This is a genomic window from Quadrisphaera sp. DSM 44207, from assembly GCF_900101335.1.
Classification (GTDB): Bacteria; Actinomycetota; Actinomycetes; order Actinomycetales; family Quadrisphaeraceae; genus DSM-44207.
Genome location: NZ_FNKA01000002.1, coordinates 172,511 through 186,829, shown reverse-complemented (window position 1 = coordinate 186,829; position 14,319 = coordinate 172,511). Strand labels below are relative to the sequence as shown.

Genomic DNA, 14,319 nt, shown 5'->3' with positions numbered 1-14,319 from the left:
CCGCCGTGGCGCGCCGCTCCGCCGTCGTCCTCGTCCCGCTCCTGCTCCTCCTGCTCGCGGCGCTCGGCGTGCCGCTGGCGGTCACCACCGCCACCCGGCAGACGCAGGAGGTCTACCTCGACCGCCTCGCCGACGGCAGCCGCTTCGCCGCCCTCACCGGGGAGGTGCTGCAGACCGGCCAGCGCGAGCCCCTGGCCTCTGAGCTGCAGCGCTACGAGCAGGTCTACGGCATCACCGCGACGGCCCTCGGGCCCGGCGGCGCCGTGCTCGCCGGCTCCCCGCCGCCCGCCCTGGGTCCGGAGCCGCAGGGCCGCCTCGACCTCGACCTCGCCACGGCGCTGGGCGGCAGCCGCCCCGGCGCGCCGCCGACCGTGTGGCCCTGGAGCGAGGAGCCCCTCGTCGTCGTCGAGCCCGTGACCGGCGAGGGCCAGCAGGCCGCCGTCGTGCTCGTCTCCCCCACGCCGGCGCTCGTGGCCGACCTGCGCCGCACCTGGGCGGCGTGGGGCGCGCTCGGCCTGGTCGTCGCGGGCGCCGCCGCGCTCGCCGTCCCGCCGCTGACGCGCTGGCAGGCGCGCCCGCTGCGCGAGCTGGACGCCGCCGCCGCGCAGGTCGCCGCCGGGGACGCGCGGGTGCGCGTCGACGCCCGCCGCGGGCCGCCGGAGGTGCGGCGCCTGGCGGAGTCGTTCAACCGCATGGTCGCCGTGGTCGAGACCACCCTGCGCCACCAGCGCGCGTTCGTCGCGGACGCCTCGCACCAGCTGCGCAACCCCCTCGCCAGCCTGCGCCTGAGCGTGGACAACCTCCTGCCGCACCTGCGCTCGGACGACGCCCGCGCCGACCACGCCGAGGCGGTGCAGGACGCCGAGGCGATGGGCCGGCTGCTGGAGTCCCTCCTGGCGGCCACGCGGCTCGGCGGGCTGCAGGCGGGTGCGCCGACGCCGCTCGGCGGCCCGGACGGGCTGCTGGCCACGCGGCGGGACGCCTGGCGCGCCCGGGCTCCCGCCGCCGCCGGGGTGGTGGTCGAGGTCGCCGTGCCGTCCGAGCCGCTGCCGGTGCCCGCGCACCCGGACGCCCTCGGCGCGGTGGTCGACGAGCTGGTCGACAACGCCCGGCGGCTGTCCGGGGGCACGCGCGTGCGCGTGTCGGCCGAGCGCGAGGGCGCGCCCGACCGCGTCGTGCTGCGCGTGGTCGACGACGGGCGCGGCCTGCCGCCGGAGCAGCGCGAGCGCGCGGCGCAGCGCTTCTGGCGCGCGCCCGAGCACCAGAACGTGCCCGGCACCGGCCTGGGGCTCGCGATCGCGGCGGAGGTGGCCGAGGGCTGCGGCGGCTCCCTCGCGCTGCACGACGCGCCGGGCGGCGGGCTCGACGTGCGCCTGGTGCTGCCGCTGGCGCCGGCCGCGCTCAGGCCTTCGAGGCCCTGAACCACGCCAGCGCGCCCGGGTGCAGCGGCACGGGCGCGGTCTGGACCCCGCTGCGCGCGTTGACCTGGGCGAGGGCGGGCGGGGCGCCGGCGGAGCGGCGCAGCCCCTCACCGGCGTAGACGGTCTCGGCCACGGCCGCGACGACGGCGTCCGGCAGGTCCTGCCGGGCCAGCAGCAGCGTCGGCGCGGCCAGCGTCGGGCACGGGCCCAGGCCGGGGTAGGCGGTCAGCGGGATGGTGGCGGGGCGGTAGGCCCCGGGGTGGCGCTGCTGCAGCGCGAGCGCGACGTCGTGCAGCGGCACCAGGCGCAGCGCGGCCAGGGCCTGCGGGGCGCCGAACGCCGGCGTCGGCAGGCCGGAGAGGTTGAAGCCGGCGTCGACGTCCCCGCCGAGCAGGGCCGCGACCGACGCCTGCTGGTCGAGGTCGAGCGCGCGCACCGGCACGCCGAGCAGCTCCAGCGCCCGCAGGGCGGTGAAGTGGGTGCCCGAGCGAGCAGCGCCGGTGGCCACGCGCAGCCCGGCGAGGTCGGCGAGGCGCTGCACCGGCGAGGCGCGCGGGACGAACAGGTGCAGGTAGTTCTCGTGCAGGCGGCCCACGGCGGACAGCCCCGCGCCGCCCTCGAGCGCGGCGACGGCGGCGTCGGCGTGCACCAGGGCCAGGTCCGCGCGCTCCGCCTGCCCGTCGGCGGGGGCGGTGAGCAGCTGCAGGTTCTCCAGCGAGGCCGCCGTGCGCCGGGCGGTGACGGCGTCCTCGCCCCACCGCTGCCGCAGGGCCGCGGCGATGCTGGCGCCGACGACGTCGAAGACGGCGCCCTCGGGGCCGGTGGCGAGCACGAGCGGGTCCGCGGGGACATCGCCGGCGCGGGTGCAGGCGGCGGCACCGGCCGCGGCGCCGACGGCCAGCGCCGCGGCACTCCTGAGCACGGCGCGCCGCGTGGGCGCCGCACCGGGGAGCGGGTCCGTCCGCAGCCGCTGCCGCACGCACCGAGGCTACGGACCCCTCCTCGTCGCACCCGCTGCCAGGGGACGGGGGAACGCCGGGCCGGCGTGTGTTGTTGAAAAGTCAACGGTGATGCCGGAGGATCGGCAGCACACCAGCGGAGCACCTGGAGGCAGTCGTGCAGTTCGGAGTGTTCACGGTCGGCGACGTCACGCCGGACCCGACGACGGGGCGCACGCCGTCCGAGGCGGAGCGCATCAAGGCGATGGTCACCATCGCCCGGCACGCCGAGGAGGTCGGCCTCGACGTCTTCGCCACGGGCGAGCACCACAACCCGCCGTTCGTGCCGTCGTCCCCCACGACGATGCTCGGCCACATCGCGGCGCTGACGCAGCGGCTGGTGCTCTCCACCTCCACGACGCTGATCACCACGAACGACCCGGTGAAGATCGCCGAGGACTACGCGATGCTGCAGCACCTGGCCGACGGGCGCGTCGACCTCATGCTCGGCCGCGGCAACACCGCGCCGGTCTACGGCTGGTTCGGCCAGGACCTGCGCGAGAGCGTCCCGCTGACGGTGGAGAACTACCAGCTGCTGCGGCGCCTGTGGGAGGAGGAGGTCGTCGACTGGTCCGGCCGCTTCCGCACCCCGCTGCGCGGCTTCACCGCCACCCCGCGGCCGCTGGACGGCGTGCCGCCGTTCGTCTGGCACGGCTCGATCCGCACCCCCGAGGTCGCGGAGATCGCCGCCTACTTCGGGGACGGCTACTTCGCCAACAACATCTTCTGGCCGAAGGAGCACTACGCGGCGCTGATCGACCTGTACCGCCAGCGCTTCGAGCACTACGGCCACGGCCGCGCCGACCAGGCGATCGTCGGCCTGGGCGGTCAGGTGTTCATGCGCCGCAACAGCCAGGACGCCGTGCGCGAGTTCCGGCCCTACTTCGACGACGCCCCGGTGTACGGGCACGGGCCGTCGCTGGAGGAGTTCACCGCGCAGACCCCGCTGACGGTCGGCACCCCGGAGCAGGTGGTCGAGAAGACCCTGACCTTCCAGGAGTCCTTCGGCCACTACCAGCGCCAGCTGTTCCTCGTCGACCACGCCGGCCTGCCGCTGAAGACGGTGCTCGAGCAGCTCGACCTGCTCGGCGGGGAGGTCGTGCCGGTGCTGCGGCGCGAGCTCGAGGCGCGCCGCCCGGCGCACGTGCCGAGCGACCCGCCGAGCCACGCCGCCCGGGTCGCCGCCCGGGACGGCGCGGACGCCGTGCCCGCGGTCGCCGGCGCCTGACCGGCGCCCTCACCGCTCGGGTGCTGGGTCCTCGTGCGACGCGCTCGGCACGTCGCACGAGGACCCAGCACCCGGCGCGCGGGGGGAGGCCGTGGCGGCCGCCAGGAGCACCTGCCGCGCCAGGCGCGTGGAACGGCCCCGGGCGAGCGGCCACCCGAGGTGCTCATCGGGATGGCCGCGCGCGACCGGCGCCCGGACCTCTACGGCGCGGTCACCGCCCCGCGCTGGGGCCCCCTCAGCGGACGGCGTCGACCGGCGGCCGCGAGCGGCCGCGCTGGCGCGCCGTCGCCGCGAAGAGCACCAGGATCACCGCCCACGACCCCAGGCTGAGCAGCAGCTGGGAGCGGGTGCCGGCGTCCACCGCCATCATCACGAGCACGGTGACGATGCCGGCGATGGTCACCAGGGTCAGCACCGGGTACGCCCACATCTTCACCGGCAGCTGCGCCGGATCGCTGCGGCGGCGCAGGATCAGCTGCGAGACCGCGATGAGCAGGTAGACGAAGAGGATCACCGCGCCGGAGGAGTTCAGCAGGAACAGGAACACGGTGTCCTCGCTGACGTAGGCCGCCACGACGCACAGGAAGCCGACGACCGTGGAGGCGAGGATCGCCGCCGTGGGCACGCCGCGGGCGTTGACCCGCACCAGCCGCTGGGGCGCCTCCCCGCGGTCGGCGAGCACGAAGAGCATCCGGGACGCCGTGTACAGCCCGGAGTTCAGGCACGACAGGACGGCGGTCAGGACGACGAGGTTCATGATCGTCCCGGCGTACGGGATGCCCATCGTGGAGAAGGCGCTGGCGTAGGGCGAGACGGCCAGCTCCTCGGAGTTCCAGGGCAGGATCACCGCGATCAGGAAGACCGACCCGACGAAGAACAGCGCGATGCGGATGATCACCGAGTTCGTGGCCCGCGCGATCGCCCGGCCCGGGTTCGTGGACTCCGCGGCGGCGATCGTCGCGATCTCGGCCCCGACCATGGAGAACACCACGACGACGACGCTGGAGAAGATCGCGGTCGCGCCGTTGGGGAAGAAGCCGCCGTGCGCGGTCAGGTTGCTGAAGTCCGCCTCCCGCCCCGGCCACAGGCCGAGGACGAACAGCGCGCCGAGGGCCAGGAAGGCGATGATCGCGAAGACCTTGATGCTCGCGAACCAGTACTCGAACTCGCCGTAGGAGCGCACCGAGAACAGGTTCGTGGCCGTCATGAGCACCATGAGGACGAGGGCGATCGTCCACAGCGGCGCGTCGAACCACAGCTGCAGGATCCGCGCCCCGGCGACGGCCTCGAACCCGACGACGATGACCCAGAAGTACCAGTACAGCCACGCGGTGGAGAACCCCGCCCAGTCCCCGAGGGCGGAGCGGGCGTAGGCGGAGAAGGAGCCGGTGGCGGGGTTCGCCGCGGCCATCTCCCCCAGCATCCGCATCACCATCACGATGAGGACGCCGGTGACGGCGTAGGTGAGGAAGGCGCCCGGGCCGGCGGTGCTGATCACGACCCCGGAGCCGACGAACAGGCCCGCGCCGATGACGCCGCCGATGGCGATCATCGTCAGGTGGCGCTGGCCGAGGGACTTGCGCAGCGCGGCGGAACCGGCGCTCGGAGCGGAGGGTCCGGAGGCGGCGGGTGCGCTCATGGCGCTCCGATCGGTCGGCGCCGCCGGACGCGGCGCGCTCGCGGCCCATCCTGGGCCCGCGAGCGCGCCAGCGGAACGCCGGCCCTCGAACTGCGGCAGTCTCCTGGGGGCGCGGCCCCGCGCGGGCGGGTGCGGCGTCCGAGCGCGGACCTCGAGCGCGGCCCCTACCCTGCTCCTCCGTGATCTTCGAGAGCGCAGCCCCGCTCGCCGTCCTGCGCGTCGGCCTGCTCAGCGCCCTGCTCACCGCCGCCGCTTCGGGCGCACCCGCGCTGCTCACGGCCGCGCCCGCCGCCGCGCAGGGCGCCCCGCCGCCTGAGCAGGGGCCCGGTCAGGCGCCCGAGCACCTGCTGCACGACCGGGAGGTGCTCTACGGGCTGGTCGACGCCGCGCGGGCCGAGCACGGCCTGGCGCCCCTGACCCGCGACCCGGCCGTGGAGGCGGTGGCGCAGCGCTGGTCGCAGGCGCTGGAGGCCCGCGGCGCGCTCGCGCACGACCCCGCCCTGCACGCGGCGCTCTCGCCGCTGGTGAGCGCGGCGCGCGAGAACGTCGGCGTGACCAGCGGGGCACCCGCCGACGTCCACGCGGCCTGGCTGCGCTCGCCCTCCCACCGCGCCACGCTGCTCGACCCGGACGTCGACACCGCCGGCATCGGGGTCGAGCACGGCGCCGACGGTCGCACGTGGGTGACCCTGGACGCCGGCATCGACCGGCCCTGAGCGGCCCGGACCGGCCCCGACCGGCCCTGAGCGGCCCCGGGCGACGCGCTCGGGTCCCTCAGCTCATGGCGGGCGCCGGCGCACCGCCGTCGGCCCCGGCCCCGACGTCCGCGCCGGCCGGTGCAGGACGGCGGCGGCGCGGCGTCAGGCGCACGCTCGGCAGCCCCGGGGCGGGGATGCGCTCGTCGCCGTGCCCGGGGACGGTGCCGAAGCGGGTCTGCCCGGCCTCCTCCCACTCGGCGCGCGCCCGCGCGACCTCGTCGTGGTCGCGGCCGACGAAGTTCCACCACATCACGAGGTCCTCCCCGAACGGCTCCCCGCCGAGGAGCAGCAGCCGGGCCCCGCCGGGACTGCGCACGACGAGCTCGTCGCGGCCGGTGCCCAGGTGCAGCAGCGGCCCGCCGGCCAGGTCCGCGCCCGCGACCTGCGCCGCGCCGTCCAGGACGAGCACGGCGTGCTCGAAGTCCGGGCGCAGCGGCAGCACCGCGCTCGCCCCGGCGTCGACGGCGACGTCCGCGCCGAGCAGCGGCGTGTGCACCGAGGCCGGGGAGGCGACGTCGCCGAGGGCCCCGACGACCACGGTGGCGCGCGCCCCGGGCGCCTCGAGCACCGGCAGGTCGCGGTGCTGCTCGAAGCCCGGCGCCCCAGCGGCCCGGGAGGCGGGCAGCGCCACCCACAGCTGCAGCGCGTGCAGCAGGGGCCGGTGCCCGACGGAGAGCTCCGAGTGGCAGATGCCCCGACCGGACGTCATGAGGTTCAGCTCCCCCGGCCGCAGCAGCACGTCCGTGCCGAGGCTGTCGCGGTGGTGCACCTCGCCGGCCAGCGGCCACGTGACCGTCTGCAGGCCCGTGTGCGGGTGGGGCAGCACGCGCATGTCGACCCGCTGGGGGCCGATGCGGTCGAGGAAGCACCAGGCGCCGACGGTCGGCAGCGTGCGCTGCGGCAGCCAGCGCGTCACGCTCGTGCCGCGCACGCCGCCCAGGGGCACCTCTCGGCCGGGCAGCAGCTCCAGGACCGGTCCGGACGTCGGCGCGCTCATCCGGGCATCCTGCCCCGCCGCGCCGGCACGGGCGGCAGGTGCGCCAGCCACGCCCTCGGGCCGACGCTGCTCACCCGGTGCGCGGCCACGACGGCGGCCGCGGCCAGCGCCTCCTGCGTGCCGGCGCCGCACGCCAGGGCCCACGCGCACGCGCCGTGGAAGGCGTCGCCGGCGCCGAGGGTGTCCACCGCCCGCACCGCCGGCACGGCCACCTGCCCGCTGCGCCCACCCTGCCACCACCGCACCGGCCCGGGCCCCGCCGTGGTGGCGACCACCGGGACCCCGGCCGCGAGCAGCACCGCCGCCGTGGCGGGAGCGTCGTGCGCGCCCGGGGCGCGGAAGTCCGCGGAGCAGACCGCGACGTCGAGGAGCGGGAGCAGGTCGGCGACCACGGGCTGCCACCGCCCGGCGTCGAGCAGCAGCAGGGGCGCCGCGCCGCGGTCGCGGCGCTCGGCGACGGCGCGGGCGGCCGCCAGGGCCAGCCGCGGGTGGTGCCCGTCGAGCAGGACGACGTCCGCGCCGTCCAGCAGCTCCTCCAGGTCGGGCGGCGCGGGCACGTCAGAGCCGGCGGCGTCGAGGGAGGTCACCGTGCGCTCGCCGCTGGCCTCGAGGACCTGCACCGCCGAGACCGGTGTGGGTGCGTGCGAGGGCGCCGGCACGACCTGCACCCCGCAGGCGCGCAGGTCGTCGCGCACCGCGGCGCCGGCGGCGTCCGGGCCGAGCGCCGTGACCAGGCGCGCCCGCCCGCCCAGCGCGGCGAAGGCGACGGCCGCGCCGGCGGCGGGACCACCGGCGGCGACGTCCTGGCGCACGGCCGTGACCTTCTCGTCGCGCCCGGCCAGCCGCGTCACGCGGTGGACGACGTCGAGGGTGGCGAGGCCGACGAAGACGCCCAGCGGCGGCTCGGGGCGAGGCGGTGCGGGCACTCGGCGATCCTGCTGCCTCGGCGCGCTGCCGGCGCGCGGGGCGCCGCCGGTCGTCCACGACCGGCGGCGCGACCGGCCCTGTGGACGACGGCAGCGGGACCCGGCGGCGCGGGACGAGACTCCGGCGCGTGGAGGAGCTGCGCGTGGCGCTGGACGAGGTCGTCGAGGTGGAGCGCCGAGGAGGTCGGCGGGTGCGGGTGACGCCCACCCTGCACGCGGCGCTGGCGCCGCTGCGGGAGGCGCTGGTGGCGGCCGCCCGGCAGCGGCGCACGGTGACGTGGGCCGAGGCGGCCGCGGCGACGGGCGCCTACCCGCCGATCGGGGTCGGGGTGGTCGTCGACGTGCTCGACGTCGACTGCCGCCGCCGCGGCGAGCCGCCGCTCGGCGCGCTCCTCGCGCGCCGGGCCCGGCGCAGCAGGGGCGACGAGGAGGCCCGGGCCGAGGCCGCCCGCGAGGAGGCGGCGCGGGCGGCGGCCCGGGAGGCGTGCTGGGAGCACTGGCGGACCGGCGAGCGGTAGCGCGCGGGCGCCTCGTCGAGGGCCCGCTGTCCAGGCGGAGTCCGACGAGGTCGAGCCGGGCGGCCCACGGCGCCGCCGCGCGGCTCACCCCTGCGCCGCCGGCTCCTGCGCGCGGGCGAGCAGCAGCTCGAACAGGGCCGTCTCCAGGGGCCGGCCCAGGTCGAGCGCCTGCAGCCGGGAGAGCCGCAGCGCCAGGGGCGCGTCGGCCGTGGCCGCCTCGTGCGCCCGGGTCTTGGTGGCGTAGGGGATCTGCGCCCGGTGCAGCAGGGCGAGGACGCGGTCGGCCACGTCGTTCGGCGCCAGCCGCGGGGAGGCGCCCAGGCGCAGCTGCAGCGCGGAGGTGACCGGCACGGCGTCCACGGTGACGCGCGTGCGCCGGCCCTGCACCTGCACGCGCGCGGGCGCGGGCTCGCCGTCGACGAGCGCCTCGGCGCCGGTCAGGACGCACGCGGGCAGGGTGAGCGTCCAGGAGCGCCGCGCCGGCGCGCAGGCGGGATTCCCCCGCGCGGGCCCGACGGTGACGACGCCCGCGGCGGCGTCGAAGCGCAGCGGGGTGGTCAGCCACCGCTCCGGCTCGTCCCCGCGCCCGGCGCCGTCGTCCTCGACCAGGTCGAAGGCGCCGTCCGCGCCGACGACGAGGAGCACCTCCAGGGCGCTCGGGTTGACCGGGTCGTTGCCCGGCTCGGCGTCCAGCGGCACGAGCGCCCCGGCGCGGGCGAGCACCGGGACCGCGTCGAGGCCGCGGTGCAGGACGAGCTCGCGCCCGCCGTCGTAGACGAGGTCGGCCAGGACGTCGACCCACGTGCCCTCCGGCAGCCACGCCGTGACCGACCCCAGCAGCAGCTGCGGGTCGGTGGGGGTGGTGATCGGCGCGACGAGCAGCTGGCTGCCGAAGGCGTACTGGGTGCGGGCGCGGTAGGCCTCCTCGCGCCACGGGTGCTCGTGGTACATCGGCGTCACGAGCGGCACGCCCTCGTGGGCGGCGCGGTGGTTCATCGTGTGCAGGTACGGCACGAGGCGGTGGCGCAGGCGCAGCGCCTCCTCCATCGACGCCCGCGCGGCCGGCCCGAACGCCCACGGCTCCTTGCTCATGAACGGGTTGTTCATCGAGTGCAGCCGCGTGATCGGCGAGAGGACGCCGAGCTGGACCCAGCGCGCGGCGAGGTCGTCGTCCCTGGCTCCGAACAGGTGGCCGCCGACGTCGTGGCTCCACCACCCGAAGCCGATGTTGGCGGCGGTGGCGGTGAACTCGGCCTGGAAGTCCAGGGAGGCCCAGCTGACGACCGCGTCCCCGGAGAAGCCCACCGGGTAGCGGTGGCTGCCCGGCCCGGCGTAGCGGGAGAAGGTCAGCGGCCGGCGCCCGTCGCGGGCGCTGTCGAGGAAGTGGAAGTGGTTGAGCATCCACAGCGGGTCGACGCCGGCGACGCGGCTGTGCGGGCCCTGCTGCCAGTCGATCCACCAGAAGTCCACCCCCTCCTCCTCCAGGGGGCGGTGCAGGACGTCGAACCAGGCGCGCAGCAGGTCGGGGTCCGTGACGTCGAACGGGATCGGCCGCTCGGTGGCCGGGTCGATGCCGAGGGCCGCGGCCATCGCGGGGTAGGCCGCCTCGTGCGGCTGCACGCCGTCGGCCGGGTGGTCGTTGAGCGTGACCCGCAGGCCGCGCTCGTGCACCGCCTCCAGGAAGCCCGCCGGGTCGGGGAACAGCTCGCGGTTCCAGGTGTAGCCGGTCCAGCCGCTGCCGAAGCGCGGCTCGACCTGCGTGAGGTGCCAGTCCATGTCGACCACGGCGACGGAGAAGGGCAGGCGCTCGGCGGCGAAGCGGTCCAGCAGCGCCAGGTACTCCTCGGCGGTGTAGCGGTGGTAGCGGCTCCACCAGTTGCCCAGCGCCCAGCGCGGCAGCAGCGGCTGGGGCCCGGAGACGGCGTACAGGGCGCGCACGGCCTGCGCGTGGTCGCGCCCGTAGGCGAAGACGTACAGGTCCTGCGCCGAGCCGTCGCGCGGGGCGACCCAGCCGTCCTCCTCCAGGACGAGGGTGCGCGAGTCGTCCAGGACGGCGAAGCCGTTGCGGCTGGCGACGCCCGGCTCCAGCGGCACCGCGCCGTCCGCCTCGTCGAGGGTGCGGGCGGTGCCGCCGAGGCCGCCCGGCTCGTCGTCGACGCCGTAGCGCCACACGCTGTGCCAGCTGCTGACGCCGCCGCGCACGGCGATGCTGAGCCCGGACGTCGAGAACGGCCTGCGGTCGTAGACCAGGTGCAGGCGCTCGGTGACCACCTCGACGTGGGAGTCGGTGTGCACGACCTCGAAGTCCGGCACGGGCAGCCGGCGGTGGAGCGCGAACGCCGACGGGCGGTCCTCGAAGGAGCCCGACGGGTCGTGCTCGAGGCGCACCAGCCCGTCGGTCAGCACCGTGATGCGCCAGTCGGGGCCGGCGACGACGGCGCGCGGGTCGGCGACGGGGCGGCAGGGGAGGCGGTAGCGCTCGTCCACGACGCCTTCCTACCCGCTCGCCGGGACGGGCGCCGGTCGGCCGCCAGCGGGCCGCGGGCGGGCTGGCGGGCGGGCTGCGGGCGGGCACCGTCCGGCAGGCCGCTCTCACTGTCGGTGCCTATCGTTTAACTGTCCGCACCTGAACGTCGTGCCGCCCGGAAGGACCACCCCGTGCCTCCCCGCCCCGCCAGCGCACGCCCTTCCGCAAGCACCCGCGTGCGCTGCGTCGTGCTCGGCGCGGTGGCGTCCCCGGCCGCCCCCGGCCTGCCCGCGCCCGCGGCGCTGGCGGCGCCCCCGACGGCGCCGTTCGTCTCCGAGCTGCACTACGACGACGCGGGTGCCGACGTCGGCGAGTTCGTCGAGGTGCACCTGCCCGCCGGCACCACCTCCGAGGGCCTGTCGGTCGTCTCCTACGACGGCAGCACGGGCGTCGGGTACGGGCGCGTCCCGCTCCCGTCGGTCACGGCTCCGGCCGACGCCCCCGCGGCCGTCGCCGTCGCCACCGCGGGCCTGCAGAACGGCTCCCCGGACGGCGTGGCCCTCGTCCGCGGCGACCAGCTGCTGGAGCTCCTCTCCTACGAGGGCGCCTTCGCGGCGACGTCCGGGCCGGCGGCCGGGACGCGGAGCACCGACACCGGCGTGAGCGAGGCCCGCGCCGGACTGGCCGGGCAGTCGCTCTCGCGCGCCTACGACGCCGCGGCGGACGCGCTGGTGCGGGCCGGCCCCGCCTCCGCCACGAGGGGGACCGTGAACCCGGCCGGCGCGCCGCCGCCTTCCCTGCCCGCGGCGTGCGGGGCGGCGCCCACCCACGAGGTCGGCGCCGTGCAGGGCAGCGGCGCCACCACGCCGCTGGCCGGCCAGCAGGTCACCGTGCGCGGGGTCGTCGTCGGCGACGTCCCAGGCCTGTCGGGCTTCTACCTGCAGGACCCCGACGGCGACGGCGACGCGGCGACGTCGGACGGGGTCTTCGTCCTCAGCCCCGCCGCCGTCGACCTCGGCGACGCCGTGGCCCGAGCGCCTGGAGGGCGTGCTCGTCGAGCCCGCCGACGCCCTGAGCGTCAGCGACGTCTTCGCCCTGACCAGGTTCGGCGAGCTGACCCTGGCCGAGGGCGGTGTGCTGGTGCAGCCGACGGAGCTCGCCCGCCCCGGCACGCCCGAGGCCGCGCAGGTCGCGGCGACGAGCGCCCTGCGCCGCATCGTCCTCGACGACGCGGCCAGCGCCTCGGGAAGCACGACCACGCGCCCGTACCTGACGCCCACCACGCCGGTGCGGGTCGGGGACGTGCTCGACCTGGTGGCGCCGGTGGTCCTCGGCTCCGGGTTCGGCCAGTGGCGGCTGCAGCCGGCCGACGGCACCGCGGAGGGCACCTTCGCCCTCCAGAACACCCGGCCGGCGGCGCCGGAGCCGGTCGGCGGCGACGTGCAGGTGGGCGCCTTCAACGTCCTGAACTACTTCCTCACCCACACCGGGCCCGACGCCCGCGGCGCACGCAGTGCCGAGCAGCTCGAGCACCAGGCCGCCAAGACCGTCCCCGCCGTCGAGGCGCTCGGCGCGGACGCCGTCACGCTGATGGAGGTCGAGGACACCGACTCCACCGGGTTCAGCCCCGGGGACGCCGACCGGGCGCTCGCGGACCTCGTGCGGCGCCTGAACACCGCCGCCGGGTACGAGCGGTGGGCCTACGTGCCGCTGCCGCGCGAGCTCTACGGCGTCGCCCGCGACGTCATCCGCAACGCGGTCATCTACCAGCGCGACGTCGTCCAGCCGGTCGGCGAGCCAGTGGGCCTGGTCGACGAGGCCGTGTGGTCCAACGCCCGCGAGCCGGTCGCGCAGACGTTCGTCAAGGACGGCGACGCCTTCACCGTCGTGGCGAACCACTTCAAGTCCAAGGGCTCGGCGGACGGCGCCACCGGCGACGACGCGGACGACGGCGACGGGCAGGGGGCCTGGAACGGCGACCGCACGCGCCAGGCCGCCTCGCTGGCCGCGTTCACCGAGCAGCTGCGCGAGCGCACGGGCGACGGCGACGTGCTGCTGCTCGGCGACTTCAACGCCTACACGCAGGAGGACCCGATCCGGCGGCTGGCCGAGGCCGGGTACCCCGACCTCGGGCAGGCCCTGGACCCGCAGCGGTACAGCTACGTCTTCGACGGCCTCTCCGGCTCGCTCGACCACGCCCTGGCCACCGGGGCGCTGACGGCGAAGGTCACCGACCTGGTGCACTGGAACGTCAACGCGGTCGAGTCCGCCGCCTACCAGTACACCGGCGACCCGGCGCTGTACGCCCCGGACCCGTACCGCTCCAGCGACCACGACCCCCTCGTGCTCGGGATCGACCTCGCCGAGCCCTGCCAGGGCCCCGCGCCCGCGCTCGCCGGCACCGACGGGGACGGCGTCCTCGTGAGCGGCACGGGTCCTGACGGCGGCGCAGCGGCGGCGCCGGAGCCCCGCCGCGGCGCCGCCGCTGCCCGGGCTCAGGCGACGCGGCCGTAGACGACGGCGCTGGTCCAGATGCTGCGCTTGGTCACCGACCGGGGCGAGCTGCCCGCGTCGTACATCTTGCCGTCGCCGGCGTAGATGCCCACGTGGTAGGCCCGGCCCCCGCTGGTGAAGAAGACGAGGTCACCCGGCTGGGCCTCGCCGGCGCTGATGCGCTGCGTGGCGCCCAGCTGCTGGTTCGCGGTGCGCGGCAGCGAGACGCCCACCTGCTTGAACACGTACTGGACGTAGCCGGAGCAGTCGAAGCCGGACGGCGTGGTGCCGCCGTAGACGTACGGCGTGCCGACGTACTGCGCGGCCACCGACAGCACCGAGGAGGCGGCGGGCGCCGCCGCGGCCGGCACGAGCACGGCCTGGGCCGGCAGGGCGACGCCGACGGCGAGGCCGCCGGCCATCGCGATGCCCGCCAGGGAGCGGCGGACCTTGGAGCGCTGGGACGCGCGGGCGCGCTCGGCGGCCCGCAGGGAGCGACGGGTGGGCAGGGCCGAGCCCTGCTCGGACGGCACGAGGGTAGGCGTCAGGGCAGCGGGAACAGACATGTGGTGGGCCTCTCCGACGCCTGCGAGGTGAGCTGTCGGGTTCGGGTGGGAAGGTCACCCGGCTCGCGCGGTGCGCTGAGCTTCACCCCGAGGACGCGGCAGGGCCGCGCCCGGAAGTGGTTCCCCCGTCCTCTGCCGCACGGGTTCGCGACCCCTCGTGCGCCGGCAGAGGCTCGGCGTGCGCACCGGGGACCTCCGGCGTTCTCCGGAGGCGCCGTCATGCAACCTTCTGTGACGGTGCGTCGTCAAGGCCCTCCGGAATGGTCATCTTCCGGGCCCCGGCGCTCGGCAGGGTGCTGCCCGCCGCG

At 77.0% G+C, this 14,319-nt stretch carries 11 protein-coding genes and 1 riboswitch; of the genes, 5 read left to right on the top strand and 6 right to left on the bottom strand.

Annotated features, from left to right (window positions below):
* Positions 1-5: 5 nt before the first annotated feature.
* Positions 6-1,421 (top strand): sensor histidine kinase, encoded by a 1,416-nt coding sequence (locus BLS82_RS06995; RefSeq protein ID WP_092863307.1) that lies wholly within the window; start codon positions 6-8, stop codon positions 1,419-1,421.
* Here BLS82_RS06995 and BLS82_RS06990 read toward each other — a convergent pair.
* Positions 1,402-2,400 carry a TAXI family TRAP transporter solute-binding subunit gene (locus BLS82_RS06990; protein ID WP_092863304.1) on the bottom strand — a complete coding sequence of 333 codons (999 nt, stop codon included), beginning with the start codon at positions 2,398-2,400 and terminating at the stop codon, positions 1,402-1,404. The two genes, BLS82_RS06995 and BLS82_RS06990, sit on opposite strands and share 20 nt — an antisense overlap.
* 137 nt (positions 2,401-2,537) lie before the next feature.
* On the opposite strand from BLS82_RS06990, the gene BLS82_RS06985 reads away from it, so the two are divergent.
* A complete protein-coding gene (locus tag BLS82_RS06985; RefSeq protein ID WP_092863301.1) occupies positions 2,538-3,647 on the top strand; it encodes an LLM class flavin-dependent oxidoreductase in 1,110 nt (369 codons plus the stop codon).
* A gap of 235 nt (positions 3,648-3,882) precedes the next feature.
* On the opposite strand, the gene BLS82_RS06980 is transcribed toward BLS82_RS06985, so the two are convergent.
* Positions 3,883-5,286 carry an amino acid permease gene (locus tag BLS82_RS06980; RefSeq protein WP_092863297.1) on the bottom strand — a complete coding sequence of 468 codons (1,404 nt, stop codon included), beginning with the start codon at positions 5,284-5,286 and terminating at the stop codon, positions 3,883-3,885.
* Positions 5,287-5,465: 179 nt separating this feature from the next.
* Here BLS82_RS06980 and BLS82_RS06975 point away from each other — a divergent pair, with 179 nt between their 5' ends.
* Positions 5,466-6,002: a CAP domain-containing protein gene (locus BLS82_RS06975; RefSeq protein ID WP_176818974.1), complete on the top strand. Its 537-nt coding sequence runs from the start codon at positions 5,466-5,468 to the stop codon at positions 6,000-6,002.
* Positions 6,003-6,060: 58 nt separating this feature from the next.
* On the opposite strand, the gene BLS82_RS06970 is transcribed toward BLS82_RS06975, so the two are convergent.
* Together BLS82_RS06970 and BLS82_RS06965 are read right to left on the bottom strand one after the other, a co-directional pair.
* Complete coding sequence (locus tag BLS82_RS06970; protein WP_092863291.1) at positions 6,061-7,041, bottom strand: pirin family protein; 981 nt, start codon at positions 7,039-7,041, stop codon at positions 6,061-6,063.
* Positions 7,038-7,967 (bottom strand): PfkB family carbohydrate kinase, encoded by a 930-nt coding sequence (locus BLS82_RS06965; RefSeq protein ID WP_218123694.1) that lies wholly within the window; start codon positions 7,965-7,967, stop codon positions 7,038-7,040. Before BLS82_RS06965 ends, BLS82_RS06970 begins: the two co-directional genes overlap by 4 nt.
* Before the next feature lie 128 nt (positions 7,968-8,095).
* Between BLS82_RS06965 and BLS82_RS06960 the strand changes: the two genes are divergently transcribed.
* Positions 8,096-8,485, top strand: a complete 390-nt coding sequence (locus tag BLS82_RS06960; RefSeq protein ID WP_092863288.1) for a hypothetical protein — start codon at positions 8,096-8,098, stop codon at positions 8,483-8,485.
* Between the two features lie 84 nt (positions 8,486-8,569).
* On the opposite strand, the gene BLS82_RS06955 is transcribed toward BLS82_RS06960, so the two are convergent.
* A complete protein-coding gene (locus BLS82_RS06955) occupies positions 8,570-10,972 on the bottom strand; it encodes a glycoside hydrolase family 31 protein (protein ID WP_092863284.1) in 2,403 nt (800 codons plus the stop codon).
* A 1,027-nt stretch (positions 10,973-11,999) separates the two neighbouring features.
* Here BLS82_RS06955 and BLS82_RS06950 point away from each other — a divergent pair.
* The gene (locus tag BLS82_RS06950) at positions 12,000-13,466 is read left to right on the top strand and encodes an ExeM/NucH family extracellular endonuclease (protein WP_218123693.1); all 1,467 of its coding nucleotides are present in this window, start codon (positions 12,000-12,002) and stop codon (positions 13,464-13,466) included.
* On the opposite strand, the gene BLS82_RS06945 is transcribed toward BLS82_RS06950, so the two are convergent.
* The gene (locus BLS82_RS06945) at positions 13,448-14,011 is read right to left on the bottom strand and encodes a C40 family peptidase (RefSeq protein WP_092863279.1); all 564 of its coding nucleotides are present in this window, start codon (positions 14,009-14,011) and stop codon (positions 13,448-13,450) included. The two genes, BLS82_RS06950 and BLS82_RS06945, sit on opposite strands and share 19 nt — an antisense overlap.
* A 4-nt stretch (positions 14,012-14,015) precedes the next feature.
* Positions 14,016-14,171, bottom strand: a riboswitch (cyclic di-AMP (ydaO/yuaA leader).
* Positions 14,172-14,319 lie beyond the last annotated feature (148 nt).

Bases quoted from the DNA above. Each gene is read 5' to 3' on its own strand.
- BLS82_RS06980 (WP_092863297.1), bottom strand. From the start codon at position 5,286: ATGAGCGCACCCGCCGCCTCCGGACCCTCCGCTCCGAGCGCCGGTTCC.
- BLS82_RS06970 (WP_092863291.1), bottom strand. From the start codon at position 7,041: ATGAGCGCGCCGACGTCCGGACCGGTCCTGGAGCTGCTGCCCGGCCGA.
- BLS82_RS06945 (WP_092863279.1), bottom strand. From the start codon at position 14,011: ATGTCTGTTCCCGCTGCCCTGACGCCTACCCTCGTGCCGTCCGAGCAG.